Below are 15631 nucleotides of genomic sequence, written 5' to 3'. Positions count from 1 at the left end.
TATTTTTAGAGTTAAGCTCTCCAAGTAGAAGACATTTATTATCCTTTAACTACTCTGATTAGTACCAGTTGCTAATTATTAAAACAGCAAACAAGTAGCAGCCACTTAAAGTCACCACAGTCATATACCCCCTCAGCAGTCTGCTCTTCAAGGTCCTCCAGCGCAACACCAGCAGAACAAGGGTGACGATGGAAAAGAAAATGAAGAGGTATCTGCCAAGCGTCCATAAAAGCGATAGCTCGTTAATAGGCACTCCTTTAGTGATATTATCTATAAATTGGGGAATAGTCCAAAGGCTCAGCAGTAGGGCAAGTGTGGCCAAAGCTGATGAAAATCTAAGAAGGTATGCGCTTAGCTCTTTATTCCCCCTTAGAAATAGTATTAAGGTTGAAACTAGGGCAAATACAAAAGAGCTAACCATGATGAGCAGGCTTAGGAGAAGCAAAGCAATCGGAGCCCATGCCTCAAATGCACTAATCTTTTCGTAGTACATGGAGTCCTCCACAATCACCGGCTGGTTCTTCTCATCAATTAGGAACATGATCCTTGGGTCCTTAGCCCATTCATTGGTAAATAGTAAGCGGCTGCTGTCTGCAGCTTTCCAGGTCACGGAGCCGCCAAGAAGAAAATTCACCTTCAACGCAGCCTGGTCCTTCTCCAGCTTGAACGTATTCTGCAGGCTCTGGAAGTAACCCAAGTATAGATCGGGACTGCTTTTAAGACGATAGTATCCAAGGAAGGGGTTAACAGCAGACAGCTGTAATGGATAGGTGACTTGAGCCACTGGCTTGTCAAGGCCCTGTGTCAGGAACTTAGCTATCAAGTCTGTTGCATTGCGGTGAAAATCTGGGTTGAAGGTGTTTATGCTGAAGGCAAAGCCGAGTCCCAACTCCCGATTATACAGGAAGTTTGAAAGGTAGCCCGCTATAGATCCAGCATGTCCTCTGAAAACCGTTCCGTTTACTTCCCTGCTCTCGTTTCCGTAGGCATAGGTGTTCTGAAGCCCATTTCTGGCAGAGAGGTAAGTGTGAGGCGTTTGTGAATCGTTCAGTAACTGCTCTGACAGGAACTGTCCTTTAGGTGTTTTCCAATCGTGCAGATAGGCTTGTAGCGCACGGGCAAAATCCGTAGCACTGGCATTGAGGGAGCCGTAGCCGGGATTATACTGCGGATGGTGCGGGACCACCTGAAAACGGTTGCCATCCCAGTTGTAGCCTTTGCTGTAGGTATCTGACGGATCAACCGCCAGACTTACGTTAGCACGAGGCATAGACAAAGGAGAGAATACCTTCTCCTGCATGTATTCCTGAAAAGATTTACCAGTGATCTTCTCAATTACATAAACGAGTATGGCGTAGTTAACGGCGGAATAGGAGTGCCTATTTCCTGGCTTCCATTTGGCCTCCATTTGATTTTGGAACACTTTAAGAGTTTCCAGACTGCTCATTTGTTTCCGCTCAAAGTTGGATTCTACCATAGGAGATTTGTCGCTAAAACCTGTGCTATGCTCCATGAGTTGCGCAATGGATATGGGGTGAGTTTCCTCCCACTTGTTTCTAAAGGGGATCTCAGGGGCAAGGTCCTTAAGGCGGGAATTAAGCTGTAGTTTGCCTTCTTCCACAAGGTTTAAAACACCGAGAGCGGTGAACACCTTGGTGATGGATGCTTGTCTAAAAAGATGCTGCTCTGTTGCGAATACTTTATTTTCTACATCAGCATAGCCCAGGCCACCTGCATAGAGAACGGAATCACGGGTAACTAGTGTCAGCGCCATTCCTGCCACATGCTGCCTTTTCATTTCTCCTTCCAGCAGAGACTTTAACTCGTTCAAGGTCTTAGGCATTGGCGCTTCCTGGCAGAAGGCGCTCGGGATGTAGAGGCAGTTAATCAGGTAAAAGAATAGGAGAATAGATTTTCTGCAGGTCGTCATATTTAGTCTTTTCAATGAGAAATATTTTGACCTGAAGATGCTGAACGCTTTCCATCTTTGCGTTCGGATGTATCCAAAAGAACATATTTCAGGCGTTTCGTGCCTGTTGCTGTTCGCGCGACTGTTTTACAAATTCTGTTGGAGACTGCCCCGTCTGTTTTTTGAAAGCTGTATTGAAAGTGGTTTTTGAGTTGAAGCCTGACTTAAAGGCTATCCCAAGCATGTTAAGCTGCTCTAGCTGCGCGGAAGACAGCAGGCGTTTTGCCTCCGCCACCCTGTGCCTATTTACGAAGGCGTAGAAGTTTTCCCCGTACGCCTCGTTTATCAGATAGGAGAGTTCATGTGCAGACACTCCTACCTGTTGGGCTAACATAGGCAAACTAAGTTCGTTTTCAAGGAAAGCCTTGTCATATATCATCACCTGTTCTAGCTTCACTTTAAGCGAGCTCACCATACTTTCGGAGAGCCTTTGCTGCTTCTGGTTCTTGTCGGAACTATTTAACCCAATGATAGGCTCCAACTCAGCAAGCTGCGCTGGAGCAAAAGCGAAAATCTCCTTTTGGCGAAGGGAGAAGTAGGCCAGGCAGTAGAGTCCTACTAGATATAATAAGGGAGTATACCTGTACAGTACCGTGATGTTGAAGAATGCCAAGTTAAACCAAACCAGTACCACGGCCACCAAGGCTAGGAGAAAATTTTTCATCCAAGAAAGATCAACTGCCTCGGTGGCGGAGGTTACCTTTTCAATATTACGCTGGTGTTGCCCTAATCTTCTGAAAGAGAGGAAAAGGTAAACTAGAGTCTGCAGAGGAAGGATGAGCAGAAGAGCCTGCAGGAAAAGACTTTGGATCAACTCATTTTCAAACTGAAAATTCTCTTCTTTCCCAATATTAATCAGCTGGAACAAAAACAAAACTGCAAAAGGCGTAAAGTGCCAAAGGTCCCTTGGCTTGAACCTTTTGGAGGGTGTGGTGAAGAAGAGTATGCTTAGGTATAGAATAGGGGCAGAAAAGAGCCGAACAACTTCAATGAAAGCAAAAGATACTGGGTACTGTATATGAAGGCTCAGGTTGAAGAGGAAAATCTCGAGCATAGCACATGCAAAGGTAGCAACGAAAAAGGCGAGCCATTTGTTAGCAACGGTGTTACTACCAACAGGATGGTTGAACAGCAGAAAGGCAAGCAGGAACGCGCCGCCGCAGGTTAAACCTATTAGTAAAGGGTTGTCCATGGTATACAGATATTGTTTCTTCAGGAGGAAGTATGGTGCCATACCCCGAGGTTCCGTACTTCCTACTGTTTCTCAATATACAACTATTTTCAAATCGCCAGTAGGGTAGAACATTTCGCCGCTTTAGAATAGTCAAAGCGCTTAATCTTCAAGATCTACTGCAAGAAAAAAATGGCAGCATTTCTAGAAGTTTCTCTAAGCTTCTAGAAATGCTGCCAAATAACTAAAATCTTTATGGATAAAGTTTGATAATTCGATCCTTTGGTCTACTTCAAAGCCTCTCAGTTCATTCTGAGGGGCTTTTTTCTTGCCCTTCGGGCACTATTCGGACACCGATATCCCAAGAGTCTGAACATGGATACCAGATTTCCGCCCTACTAGGCATTCTGGCAAGTAAAAGTAAAAATGCACTTACTTTAATTGCCGGTGTCCGTACACCCTTTGAGGAGGTAGAATACCTGCTTAATTTTATTGACCTTCAGCGTCTCCGTTTCCAGGAAAGTTTGGCAATTGATTTTGATATAACCGATGGCATTGAAGGCCTTAAGGATTATCTGGTTATCCAGTTACCGGACAAAAAGGTGCTGACTCTATCATCAATGGGCCGGCTGCTTTACAGGCTCCCTACTGCAGAATTTATCAGGCTTCACCAGTCTTAATATAATCCCTATTAGTAAAATTGAAAGCGTTGAGCGTAACAGGATCTATTTGAGGGACAATATCATAATACCGGAAAGACCTAGTTCGCCGCATGAATTAAAGCTTGTCAGCACATTATTTAAAGTAATTAGATCCTTACTAAGTATGCTAATGGCCCCAAGCCCTGCATATACTCATCTATTCGTTTTCTCTTCAAATTTATTGTGTCCAGCATCTAGGGTTTCATTCAGTACTTCAGCCAAATACACTTGGGTTTAAAGCCCAGAAGTCCTTTCTCGTGGCAATTCATCACATTTTCTAGGGTATTGATCACATTTTTTATTTTCCCTTTTTGCTTTCCCTTATCATTGTTTAAAATCTATTCCTGATGAAAGAATTATTTACAAGACCTTCATTCCTGCAAAAAGTAGAGTTCTGGGCGGCCACGGTCATCTTTGTTTTTTCCCTGTTTTACCTGAATACCGGCAACGCTAACAGCAACGTACATCTTTTCAAGAAAGAAGGCGTGCCGTTTGACTATTATCGCAACTTCATCTTCCCGGAGATAGTGCAATACGTGGTGCTGTACCTGACCTTTCTTTTCCTCAATTTCAAGGTGATTCCCCGGCTCATAGAGAAAGAGAACTTAGTTCTGAACATCTTTTGGGTGGTGCTGACCTTTTTGGCAACCGGGGTGGTGCTGGGTATTACCAATACCTACCTGCAACGCTACGTGCTCTCCCGATTTGAATTGGAAGAAGATGGCTATTACCTTATTTTCCAGAACAGTTTCAGCCGGGCCTTCGCGCTGCTGCTTATGTTGGGGCTGTATGTGTTTGTGAAGTTTGCCAGCCTCTATATTCTCGCTAACTCAGAAACCCTCCAGAACAGGTACAAAGTGCTCACCAGAGACACGCTCACGGCCATTATTGCCTGGATGGTGTCTATGTTCCTGCTGGTTATTATAGATGCAGACGGGGAGTTAATCTTGACTTGGGGCCTGATTGGCCCGTTTGGGATTCTGTTTTACAGCTTCTCCTTTTACCGATTGCTGCCAAATTCACTTGGCAAGAAAAGACCGTTTATTTCTTACGTGGGCAAGAGCTTTGTCTGGTTGGCGGTATCATTTTTCCCATTGACCATTTTCATGATAGTGGTGAGTGACTCTGAGGAAGATGCCCTTGGGTTTGCCGCGGGCAATGCCTTGTTTCAGCTGTTTGTGACGGTGCCGCTGTGCTGGATGTTGTACAAACGCCACATACAGGGCAATGAAGAGGTGCAGGTTCTGCAGAAAGAGCTGGGACGTTCCAATGCCAAACTTGATTTCCTGCGGTCACAGATCAACCCGCACTTTCTGTTCAACACGCTTAACACGCTCTACGGCACCGCCTTGCAGGAAAACAGCGAGCGCACCGCGCAGGGAATTCAGATGCTAGGCGATATAATGCGGTTCATGCTGCATGAAAATCACCAGCATAAAATCCTGCTCTCCAGGGAGATTGACTACATGCGGAATTACATTGCCTTGCAGTCGCTTCGCACTTCTTATTCACCTGAGATTTCTATTCACACCAACATTGAAAACGTGCTTTCTGAGCGGTTCATTGCGCCCATGTTGTTGATTCCTTTTGTGGAGAATGCGTTCAAGCACGGCATCAGTTTAAAGCAGAAGTCCTGGATTAAGGTGAGCCTGCACATGGAAGATACCAAATTATATTTTAATGTGTACAACAGCAAGCATCCCAAACCCGCCCTAGACCCTGAGGAAGGTAAATCTGGCGTGGGGTTGGAGAATGTGAAGCAGCGCTTGAGCCTTTTATACGACAACAAACATGAATTGGTGATTAGGGAAACTATAGAAGAATATTTTGTGCATCTCACGCTTCAGTTGTAATTCAGCTTTCACTGAAGCTATTTAGAATTTTAACTTCCAAATAATTAGGCAGGTAAAAGTGTTTACGAAATCATTTCTCGAACATGCAGCTGGACAGCACCCAGACGCTCTTCAAGAAGGGCGTGGAGCATGTCTAAACAGCCTCTTTGTTACCCTGTAATGGCTGCTCCTGTTGTGTTAATAATTAAACTTAGATTGTTTTAGCTGCAGAATGGCTTTTTAGGAGTTGTTACCCCGGCCATACATCTACATGTCAATCAGCTGTGTGTAACATATAGTCTATTTTTTAATATGTGTTTCTTCGTTCCTGAACATTCATAGGTTTCATCACATCTCTAGGGTATTTCATCACATTTAGTTGTTGTTATTTTATATCATCCATATTCTTACTTCTACAAACCCTTAGCTTAAGTATTAAGGGCTATTATTAATCGTTAACCAAAATTCAGTATCATGAAAAAAATTCTTTTTTGCGGTTTTTTCTTTATCGCTATCAGTTTAAAAGCTCAGGAATTCCAGACGAAAAAAATTGACAGCTTATTTTTCTTGTTAGATAAACATGACAAAGTGATGGGCAGCCTATCAATCTATCATAAAGGTAAAAGTGTCTATCAGACCTCTATTGGCTACACCGATGTAGATAAGAAAATAGAAAATTCGGGTCATACAAAATACAGGATTGGCTCTGTTTCCAAATTATTCACCGCAACTATTTTAATGCAGTTAATAGAAGAAGGGAAATTATCTTTAGAAACAAAGCTGTCTCAGTTTTACCCCGGATTACCGAACGCAGATCAGATAACTATACAGCATCTTCAGCAGCACAAAAGTGGTATTTTTGATATTATAAGATCTCCTAATTTTGAAGAGTGGATGCTGGAAAAAAGAAGTAAGGATGAACTGTTGTCCAAAATAAAAGAAATTGGAGTTACATTCTCTCCAGGTGAAAAACGTAGCTATTCCAATACAAATTATATACTATTGACTTTCATTATTGAAGATATTGAAAGTCAGGATTTCGCTGATATTCTGAAGAAGCGAATCCTTAAACCTCTTAAGTTAAAAAATACTTATTACGGGAAAAAAACTTACCCTGAAAATTTCGGAGCAAGCTCCTATAAAAAAGAAAATGGCGACTGGAAAAAAATACCGGGAATCCACATGAGCATTCCCAAAGGAGCGGGAGGGATAGTCTCAACTCCGGAAGATCTGAATAAGTTTATTTACAGCCTGATGGAAGGGAAGTTAGTATCTGAAAATTCCCTTGCAACAATAGCAAACCGCGAAACAGAAGAGGGAGAAGATATTGTTGGCCACGCCGGAGGTATGGACGGGTTTAAGTCTTTTTTAATTTACCATCCTGAAAAAAATATGTCTTTAGCATTAAGCTTAAACGGGGTTGACTATCGTTCAATGGATATTGTAAGGGGAATCTTAAAAGTTATGCTAAATAAGAAATATGATTTACCACAATTGGAACCTGTAAAGTAACGGGCGAAATGAAAGTAAAATAGTGAACCTGCACCCATATTTAGTTTGTTTTTCAAGGTTGATGCTAAACCATTCACAGGTGGCCGCACAACATGTGCAAGTAATAAGCCAGGTGATTGATGGCAAAACCCATGCTCCTGTTGCCTATGCCTCCATTGGGTTAATCAATAGTAACAGAGGCACTGTGACAGATGCGGAAGGTCGTTTCTATATAATGCTCCCTTCTTCAGGTACGTAGTTGCTAAAGATCTGGGCTATTGGGTATAAACCTTTTACACTGCGGGCAAAAGATGTACGGGATATGGTCTTCCTGGAACCTGCCTCGTACAACCTGCAAGAAGTAGTAGTTCAGGCAGCTTCGCTCAAGCCCAGAGAAATCGTTAAAAAAGCTTTCGGCGCTATTCCAAAAACCTATTTCAACGAGCCTATCCTGCTGGAAACGTTTTACAGGCACTTCTGTCAGAACGACAGCCTGTATGGTCGTATCATTGAGGCTGCCGTGGATATCTACAAGAAGGAAGGGGATGGCAAAAGATAAAGCTATGGAGCCAATAAAGACCTTTTACGGGTAAATGAGCTGAGAAGAAGTTTAGATAGCAACTAACTCCTCTTGACACTACATTCTTAATGGGTGGTATAAAATATATTAAATGACTATAAATGGGTTCATCAAAATAAGGTTCATGCAGTTCTATAGGGGCGCTACAGAAATTGGGTTGGCAAGAATGCTATTCCTGATTGGATTGTTGTGTTTCATCCTTTTTATGCTTTTGATGCAGGCTGCCAGTGAAGTAAGCATGCGCTATGCTGTGGGAGTTCTTTTACTGATTGTCACTCTCCTGCATGTAAAAAGAAAGGACAAATTGTTCCTGCAAACTCACTTCCATAGGTACAAGTGGATTTATTTGGTTGAGTACTTTCTCCTGTCTGTTCCATTTGTAGTTTTTCTGCTATATCACTCTCAATGGCTCTTAATCCTTATAGTGCTGTTGATGTTAGGAGTCCTAGTAAATCTGGAAATCAAGCTGAACCTGTTAAGCCTGAATACAAAGATTCCGCGCTTGATTCCGGAAGAGTGCTTTGAGTGGAAAGCTGGTTTAAGAAAATATCTGATTCTGATAGCCCTACTTTGGGTAGTGGGGCTGAGTACCTCTTTCTTTGTCGCGAGCGTGCCAATAGTAATTTTTATTTTGGGAATACTTCCTCTAAGTTTTTATGAGCAAAGTGAGCCCTATCAGATGATTACCGCTTTTGAAATCAGTGCCACCAAGCTTTTATTCAGAAAAATTAAGTATCAGGTTCTCCTCTTTTCAGGCTTAAGCATTCCTTTAATAGCCTCTTTTGTGGTCTTCCATTACGACAAGTGGTATATACCAACTGCAGAATACTTCATCTTTATATCGCTTCATGTATACTTGATACTGACAAAGTATGCCTTTTATGAACCAGACAGCAGGTCTTCAGCAGTGCAGGTATTTGGTACTCTTGGGGCTTTGGGGATAATCATTCCCGTATTCATACCTGTCGTTTGGCTGTTATCAATCCGGTTTTATTTTAAATCACGGCAAAACCTTAACTTCTATCTGAATGATTACGATTAAGAACCTGGTCATATCCTATGGCAAGGAGAAGAATGTCATTGACGCGCTAAATCTGGCTTTAGCTGAAGGTAGTATTCATGGTGTTGTTGGCTTAAACGGTGCAGGGAAAACCACCCTTTTGAATGCAATGTACGGGCTTGCAAGAATCCAGTCTGGAGAGATCAGCAATAATAGCACAAGGCTAACCAAGAAGCATCTGTCCTACCTTGTAACAGAGAATTTCTTCTATTCAAACATTACAGGAAGGGAATACCTCGGCCTATTTCAAAACAAGCTGTTCAACACTGACAAATGGAATGAGTTGTTCTGTCTTCCGCTCAACCAGGTTATTGATGGGTATTCAACTGGCATGAAAAAGAAGTTGGCGCTGCTCGGGGTTCTAAAACAAGATAAGCCTATCATGATACTGGATGAGCCATTTAACGGTCTGGACATGGAGACGTGTAGCGTTATTCGTGCTATTTTGCTGCAACTGAGGGATAAAGGCAAAACAGTGATTATTACATCACATATCATAGAGACTTTAACGAATCTTTGTGACTATATTCATTATCTTGAAAAGGGAAAAATCAAATATAGTATAGGGAAATCTGATTTTGCTGAATTTGAGCGGGAGGTGTTTAAGTCTTTAGAACATAAAAATGCGAAGTTAATAGCAGATTTACTTAAATAATACTATAAGTCATGCCTTGGCTTATAGTATTATAGAAATGACTTAACAACTTAAAACATTATGCTATAGGCATACATGAGGGCGTAATTAAAAGCAGTAGAGTCTTCTGGATTGTTATAGGTAACAAAAACCTTTGCTATTGTAAGCCTGGCTGATCCTGCCTCTGGAGGTTAATTTTCTGATTCCAGTCTCTGGAGATAGGCTTTCATTTTAGCAATTTCTTCCTCCTGTGCCTTTATAATTTCATCGGCCAGCTTCTTTACTTCAGGATCTTTTATAGTTGCCCTTTTGCTTGTAAGGATAGCAATCGAATGGTGTGGTATCATTGCCTTCATGTATAACTTATCATTAACAGGTGTTTGGGTACGGGCCAATGTTAAAGCACCAGCAAACAATGCCAGGCTTGCCAAAACAATAGCTATGTTTTTCTTCCTGTTCCTGTACATATTCCGCATAAATAGTAGCATTATAACTGCCATTGCGGCAATACCGAGACAAGTCATATAAAACCTGGTTAGGCTAAAATACACATGGTCGATTGAGTAAGTGTTTAAGTACATGGTGATGTACATGGCGATAAAGGAGCAAAGCAACATTAAGGTAAACTTTGTGTAGTTGTTGTGAGGCATATTGCCGTGGTTCATTCTGTGGTTGTCGTCCATAGGATAATGCTCTTAAAGTCATTGTACTGAATTATAAGCTTCTGATTAACTGCTGCCATAATTGCCTAAACCTACTGGGTTTTAGTACTATCGCAGGCGTAGGATGCAGAGGTCTTCGGCTTCAGGTACTTTATACAGCATTTTTCGCTATATGTTGTTTAACCGAAATAGAGGTATATGTCTATGGATTATCAAGCGAAGCCAGCGCTTGCTGACAGGCAAGTGAATATTAAAGTTCCTGCGGAAAGTTTGTGGTATCCCTTTTACTAGAGCATGAAGTTTATGTGTTGGATTAAAATGGCTGTAAATATGCCAGCGAAGTGGAGCTAAGGTGAAAGAACAAAATGAGGGGGACGCCCTATGCACCCAAATAGAAGCGTCCAACCCCATTATGACTTCACATCCGGGCTTATCAACCCATAAGCACATCTGCCGAAGGGAGGGTTTAAGATTCCAACCAACCAAAGCATCTTAAATACCACCTGAATGTTATATGAACACTATACGCGGCTATGTGTCCTGTGGCGTATGGGTGGGTTGCCTTTGGTGGTTTATTCAGTCCATTTACCGGAATAACGGTATCCTCTCAGCAGAAATACGCAAGGCTTTTACTAATGAAAATGAAGTGCTCCCATGCCAGTTATTTCTTATTTTAAGACACAACAAGAGCTGGCAGGACAGCTTAAAGGTGTATAAATAACTTGAACATTTTAGTTTCGAGGCTGTTTTACATTGCGTTGCACCAGGAAAGGAAACCTGGCACCATCCTTGACTAACTTATCGTGTATTAACTTGTTTGGTAACGCTATGGCTTTTATATATGATTACTTACGACATCTGGACGTGAGTAAACTGACGGCTGGTGAAGTAAGCCAATGCCTGCTCTACCTGCACCACATCTCGAAGCGTAATGCAGAAGTTGAGGGAGAAAGCGGAGCCATAATGGCGAAGCTTAACACAAGGCTTGCTGAGCTAAGAAAGGAAAAGAACGCACGCTGAAATAATTGCAAGCCTGCAGATGATAAAGCAGGCTTGCATGAGGGAAGCAGAAAATTACCTGCTGTTTATGCTTTGCAGCTATTAGCGAAAGCCAAAAATCAGCGGAAAGAGAAAGACTACGATAATTGCCCAGATACTATAGATGGGGAGAAACATGGCTATAGATTTTCCTGCTGCTGTAATATCTGCTTTCTTGGTTATTGATTTAAAGAGAGATATAGTCATAAAAAACAGGTTGAACAACATCAGTAAATTACTGCCGAATATGGCCAGCCTGTTTGGAGTGAGGCCCCATTCCGCAATACGGAACAGGATAGCCGACAAGGCAATGCCATTCACCACAATTGTTACTGTTGATAATAGGAAAAGCACCCAGCTAGCGGTGGTGCTTTGAGCTGTTTTAGAGCTTTCTGCCACTGAAAAGAAAATAATAGCCATCACTCCAATCAACAGTAAATTGAAAACGATAAGAAATTCCCGGTCGTTGTAAGGGTCTTTGCCAGAATAAATAATGGCAACTAGGTAGATAACAAGCATTAACAGCACCAGAGGACTGAATATTCTGGCAATAACCGGAGATACTTTATTTACCAGCTGCGGATTGGTTTGGGTAAGGTAGGTGCCTACTATAGGCGCAGCTGCCAGCCCGAAAACAGCTACATATTCAAAGTACAACTGCTCAATTTGAAATCCTATCAGTGAAAATAACCCTATTGTAAGACCAGTCATGATACCACTGGCTATAAGGATCAGGGTTGTCATAACAACTAAATCGCCGTTATATCTTAGATAGTTAAGCCGGATGGTATAATCGGAGAGTTGATTGCCTGCAAACGCAGCTCCTAACAGCACCCACAGCAGTAAGGGTAGATGTATACAAGCCAATACCAGGGTGTCGCTGCTGGTGGATATAGGCAAAAAGTTAATATAGAGAAGTGAGGCCAGCATAATGCTATAAATAAAGGCAACCTGTTTAAGCTGTACATTATTTTTCCAAACAAAGTAGGCCGTCAGGAGAGGAAGAAAGATGAATCCTATGTTTCTGGGGTAAAAGAAATCTTCGCTTACCTGGAACATAGCCGGTATTTTTGCAATACAACCTGCGACCAGCGAAGCCGTTATTACAAATACTAATTCCCTGCCTGTGCCCCAGTTGATCTCTTCGCTTTCGTAATGCAGTCTTTCGTTCCAGAAATCAGCAAGAGCGTTGCCTTTAAGCTCCGGGTACAGTGCGCTGAACTCCCGCTTAAACGGTACCTTATGGCTCCGGTACAGCCTCTCGAGTTGCCTTGGGTTGTTTAAATGGGTTAGAATTTCGTCTTTCATGGCTGATTTTTGCATCTTTGGTAAGTATACTTCTGAACTTCCGGTGTTTGTATAGAGGGCATGGTTCACGCTTACTTTGTATTCATTGCTTTCCCTGCAAGCTGTTTATCCAGCATGTCTCCCAGGTCACTCACGCCTAAGGTGAACATGATGATGATAACGCCCAGGATGATTTTGACAATAGACGGAATTGAGAAACCAAACCTTTTCTTGAGCAGACTATTTGCCGGAGGCAAGAAAAGGAAAGAAAGGAGCAGGTAGATTATTCCCGGAACGGGATGCACGAAGATCAGATTCGGAATGCCGATTGCAATAACAGTAATCCCAAACAACCAACTGATTATGTGTGATGTCATGATGTCGCCTTTCATATTGTTAAGTTCTAACTGCCGGCAAAAGGTGTTCCGAAGATGCCAACGGCAAGTTCTACCCAGATAAGAAAGAGAGCTACCAGAATAACTGCAATGATGCCGACACGGTAGTCCATGTTTTTGACTGTTCTTATAACGAGTTCACACAATAGGCCAGTGCCGAGTAGCAGGACACCTGCAACAATAAAATCGAGCAGCGTCCAGTTTACTTCATCTGTAAACTGCATAGCCAGTAATGGGATGAACAATAGAAGCGCTACAGTGAGCACTATGCCGATAAGTCTTTTGTTTTGCGTAATCATAAATGTTCTGTTTTATATGAATGGTTTGTATTTGTAGCTGGAAGGCATCATAGAGCCATCATCAGGTTTATTTATTCCATATCAAGTTGGCAGGCTAATCCCACATAGTTCCGTTCAGGCCCAAAACAGTACCGAGCCATAACACTATAATGAATACCAGTAGGCTGAGTATATAAGCCAAAACTTCTCTCCACCCGCCCTGGCAACGCAAATGATCCATGTTGTAATAAAACACACCGCCCAGTGCACCTGCCAAAGGCACTATAAGCAGTGGTTTCACCATCCAGAAGTCAGGCCAGTCTGGGGCAGGGTCTCCGGCTCCAAGCAGAAAAAACAGGATCAGGATTAAACCAATGGCGGCTCCCTGCAACATGCGCTTAGCCACCGAAGCCGGATGAACAGGCTGATTTTGAAATTCATCTTTCTGTGTCATAGTAATGCTGTATATGAGGTATAATGATATAGTTTAATTGAAGGTAAAGTACTTTGAGTTTCAAAGTTAATGTGCAAAAAAAATTTCAGGTCTCTTTCCTGTTATTTAAAATAAGCTGCTCCAGTGCATCTAGGTGGCTGTTAAAGGCTTCACGGCCCGCATTAGTAGCATGATAAGTTGTATTTGGTTTACGCCCTATAAACTGCTTTTCTACCCGTAGGTATTCGGCTTCTTCAAGCGCACGCAGATGGCTGGCAAGGTTTCCGTCTGTTAGTTGCAACGTATCTTTCAAGGTGCTAAAGTCTACCTTGTCATCCACCATCAGCACCGACATAATGCCAAGTCGTGCCTTGCTTTCGAAGGCTTTGTTTATATTGTCTAAGTAATCTCTCACAGGTCTGCTAGCGTTCGTACTTATAATACACCAGCGCACCATACACTATATGCAGTACACCAAATCCTACCGTCCAGGCTAGTAAGCCATAACCCACAAAAAAGCTGGCGATCAGCCCGAGTGCTATCTCTAGGAAACCCAGGTACCGAATATCACTCAAGGTGTACTTGCTGGCATTTAGTAAAGCACAACCATAAAATATCAGCATAACGGGCGCCACTAAATACAGCAGGTTGTGGTAAACCAGTATGGCACAAAAAATACCACCCGCTGCCAGCGGTATAAACAGGTTAACCAGCATCCGCTCTGTTTTACTGTCCCAAACCCGGTGATTAGACTTGCGGGCATTACGGGCTGTAAAATAGGTGGCCGAGCAAAGGGCAAGTATAAATACAAGTGCTGCTACCGAAAAGATAAACCACAAAGCTTCGGTTGTCAGTTGCAGGTCCAGGTTATGGGTGTAGTTAATGTTGTGCGTAACCAGGTACCATTTTACAGCAGCAGCACCTATAAGCGCCGAAACTCCGGCTGCTACCCCTGAAAGCCCGCTCAGGGAAATAAACCGGGAAGAGCGGTCCATGATGTTACGGATCTCCTGCAGAGTTGCTAACTGGTCTTGCTGCTGATTCATGTTAAAGTACTTTGTGTTTCAAAGTTAATAATGCTCTACGTAAAGTCAAGCATCCCGGGTTTATTTTTTTTTTAAGTTGGCAAACTTCAGCCAAAGCAGGGAGCAAGTTGTTGTGCGTTAATTGCCGTCTGAGATAAAGTTGTAAGCAGCATCCTGCACCTGTTGCAGTATGTTCCTCAGCACTGGGCTTTTATCATCTCTTCGCCAGGTCGCGTAAAGGTTTACCTGGTAAGGCAGCATGATAAACCTGACATTGGGGTTCGCGCTGAAAGAGTAGGAGTAAGGTAGTATAGATACGCCAAGCCCCTTTGAAACCAAGCCTAAAACCATGGCCCCGAAATCGGTTTCGATGTAGACATTGGGTGTAAAGCTGTGGTCTTCGAAAATCTGGCGAAGGCTGGAAGTGTAGAATGTTGTCTGTGCCAGGTTCGAGAGAATAAACCGCTCATCCTTCAAATCCTGCAGCCCTGTAAAGGTTTGCTCGGTTAAGTGATGGTTTGAAGGCACAACAAGGGCAAAGGGTTCGGAGTAGAGGGAGGTGGATTGCAGGGATGGGTTTACTGCCGGATCACGTCTGAATGCCAGATCCATCTGGTAATTTAGCAGCAGTTCCTCAAAGCTGATATCAGTGGGCTCTACCAACTCCACCTTTAGCTCTGGCAACGTATGGGAGATGCTCGTAATCAGTTTCGGCATAAAACTGTAGGCGATGGAGCCAGGGTAGCCTATTCTGAAATAGCCAAAAGCGCCATCGTGAATCTTTCTTGCCTGCAGGTGTATACGGTTAATTTCATCCAGCAATGGCCGCCACTGATCTCTTAAAAAAGTGCCGGCCTCAGTAAGTTTCACGCTTCGCTTGCTCCTTTCAAACAGCTGAATCCCCAGTTCGTCTTCCAGGGCTTTTATTTGCCTGCTGAGAGCCGACTGCGTAATGAACATGCGTTCGGCTGTGTTCCAGAAATGTAGTTCCTGCGCCAGTGCCAGAAAGTATTTTATTTGCTGAATCTCCATCAGTACTGATTCATTTTTTGCATTAGTCAAGCCAATATTAGCA

General features: G+C 42.8%; 18 protein-coding genes. 8 read left to right on the top strand and 10 right to left on the bottom strand.

Translation table 11 applies throughout. The features are described 5' to 3' along the window. Window positions 1-58: 58 nt before the first annotated feature. Together C1N53_RS10525 and C1N53_RS10520 are read right to left on the bottom strand one after the other, a co-directional pair. On the bottom strand, window positions 59-1930 hold the full coding sequence (locus tag C1N53_RS10525) for a serine hydrolase (protein WP_137759272.1): 1872 nt from the start codon (window positions 1928-1930) through the stop codon (window positions 59-61). A gap of 88 nt (window positions 1931-2018) precedes the next feature. Further along, complete coding sequence (locus tag C1N53_RS10520; protein ID WP_137759271.1) at window positions 2019-3203, bottom strand: AraC family transcriptional regulator; 1185 nt, start codon at window positions 3201-3203, stop codon at window positions 2019-2021. Window positions 3204-3406: 203 nt separating this feature from the next. On the opposite strand from C1N53_RS10520, the gene C1N53_RS10515 reads away from it, so the two are divergent. The 7 genes from C1N53_RS10515 to C1N53_RS10485 all read left to right on the top strand — a co-directional run bounded on the left by C1N53_RS10515 (window position 3407) and on the right by C1N53_RS10485 (window position 9459). Continuing rightward, the gene (locus C1N53_RS10515) at window positions 3407-3820 is read left to right on the top strand and encodes a LytTR family transcriptional regulator (RefSeq protein ID WP_137759270.1); all 414 of its coding nucleotides are present in this window, start codon (window positions 3407-3409) and stop codon (window positions 3818-3820) included. 368 nt (window positions 3821-4188) lie between these two features. Next, window positions 4189-5694 (top strand): sensor histidine kinase, encoded by a 1506-nt coding sequence (locus C1N53_RS10510; RefSeq protein ID WP_137759269.1) that lies wholly within the window; start codon window positions 4189-4191, stop codon window positions 5692-5694. Window positions 5695-6147: 453 nt separating this feature from the next. Then, window positions 6148-7185, top strand: coding sequence for a serine hydrolase (locus tag C1N53_RS10505; RefSeq protein WP_137759268.1), 1038 nt, complete (start codon window positions 6148-6150; stop codon window positions 7183-7185). A 61-nt stretch (window positions 7186-7246) separates the two neighbouring features. Further along, window positions 7247-7423 (top strand): carboxypeptidase-like regulatory domain-containing protein, encoded by a 177-nt coding sequence (locus C1N53_RS10500; RefSeq protein ID WP_137759267.1) that lies wholly within the window; start codon window positions 7247-7249, stop codon window positions 7421-7423. Beyond that, window positions 7424-7723 carry a hypothetical protein gene (locus C1N53_RS10495; RefSeq protein ID WP_137759266.1) on the top strand — a complete coding sequence of 100 codons (300 nt, stop codon included), beginning with the start codon at window positions 7424-7426 and terminating at the stop codon, window positions 7721-7723. It begins immediately after the preceding gene. Window positions 7724-8177: 454 nt separating this feature from the next. Beyond that, the gene (locus tag C1N53_RS10490) at window positions 8178-8786 is read left to right on the top strand and encodes a hypothetical protein (RefSeq protein WP_137759265.1); all 609 of its coding nucleotides are present in this window, start codon (window positions 8178-8180) and stop codon (window positions 8784-8786) included. Then, window positions 8773-9459 (top strand): ATP-binding cassette domain-containing protein, encoded by a 687-nt coding sequence (locus C1N53_RS10485; protein WP_137759264.1) that lies wholly within the window; start codon window positions 8773-8775, stop codon window positions 9457-9459. The genes C1N53_RS10490 and C1N53_RS10485 overlap by 14 nt, the downstream gene beginning before the upstream one ends. A gap of 170 nt (window positions 9460-9629) precedes the next feature. Here the strand turns inward: C1N53_RS10485 and C1N53_RS10480 are convergent, their stop codons facing one another. Further along, window positions 9630-10121 (bottom strand): DUF305 domain-containing protein, encoded by a 492-nt coding sequence (locus tag C1N53_RS10480; protein WP_137759263.1) that lies wholly within the window; start codon window positions 10119-10121, stop codon window positions 9630-9632. Window positions 10122-10928: 807 nt separating this feature from the next. Here C1N53_RS10480 and C1N53_RS10475 point away from each other — a divergent pair. After that, the gene (locus tag C1N53_RS10475; protein ID WP_137759262.1) at window positions 10929-11120 is read left to right on the top strand and encodes a hypothetical protein; all 192 of its coding nucleotides are present in this window, start codon (window positions 10929-10931) and stop codon (window positions 11118-11120) included. Window positions 11121-11201: 81 nt separating this feature from the next. On the opposite strand, the gene C1N53_RS10470 is transcribed toward C1N53_RS10475, so the two are convergent. From C1N53_RS10470 to C1N53_RS10440, 7 genes are all read right to left on the bottom strand, one after another. Continuing rightward, window positions 11202-12446 carry a DUF4153 domain-containing protein gene (locus C1N53_RS10470; protein ID WP_137759261.1) on the bottom strand — a complete coding sequence of 415 codons (1245 nt, stop codon included), beginning with the start codon at window positions 12444-12446 and terminating at the stop codon, window positions 11202-11204. A gap of 71 nt (window positions 12447-12517) precedes the next feature. Further along, the gene (locus tag C1N53_RS10465) at window positions 12518-12802 is read right to left on the bottom strand and encodes a hypothetical protein (protein WP_240773455.1); all 285 of its coding nucleotides are present in this window, start codon (window positions 12800-12802) and stop codon (window positions 12518-12520) included. A 26-nt stretch (window positions 12803-12828) separates the two neighbouring features. Then, window positions 12829-13119: a hypothetical protein gene (locus C1N53_RS10460; protein ID WP_137759259.1), complete on the bottom strand. Its 291-nt coding sequence runs from the start codon at window positions 13117-13119 to the stop codon at window positions 12829-12831. A gap of 94 nt (window positions 13120-13213) precedes the next feature. After that, a complete protein-coding gene (locus tag C1N53_RS10455; RefSeq protein WP_137759258.1) occupies window positions 13214-13552 on the bottom strand; it encodes a potassium transporter KefB in 339 nt (112 codons plus the stop codon). A gap of 85 nt (window positions 13553-13637) precedes the next feature. Next, window positions 13638-13946 carry a transcriptional regulator gene (locus C1N53_RS10450; RefSeq protein WP_240773454.1) on the bottom strand — a complete coding sequence of 103 codons (309 nt, stop codon included), beginning with the start codon at window positions 13944-13946 and terminating at the stop codon, window positions 13638-13640. A gap of 7 nt (window positions 13947-13953) precedes the next feature. After that, a complete protein-coding gene (locus C1N53_RS10445) occupies window positions 13954-14577 on the bottom strand; it encodes a hypothetical protein (RefSeq protein ID WP_137759256.1) in 624 nt (207 codons plus the stop codon). A gap of 117 nt (window positions 14578-14694) precedes the next feature. Beyond that, complete coding sequence (locus tag C1N53_RS10440; protein WP_240773453.1) at window positions 14695-15618, bottom strand: LysR family transcriptional regulator; 924 nt, start codon at window positions 15616-15618, stop codon at window positions 14695-14697. Between the last annotated feature and the right edge of the window lie 13 nt (window positions 15619-15631).

The sequence above is a fragment of the Pontibacter sp. SGAir0037 genome, from assembly GCF_005491705.1.
GTDB lineage: Bacteria > Bacteroidota > Bacteroidia > Cytophagales > Hymenobacteraceae > Pontibacter.
The sequence above is the reverse complement of the archived record's forward strand: the minus strand, read 5'-3'. Positions and strand labels throughout refer to the sequence as shown.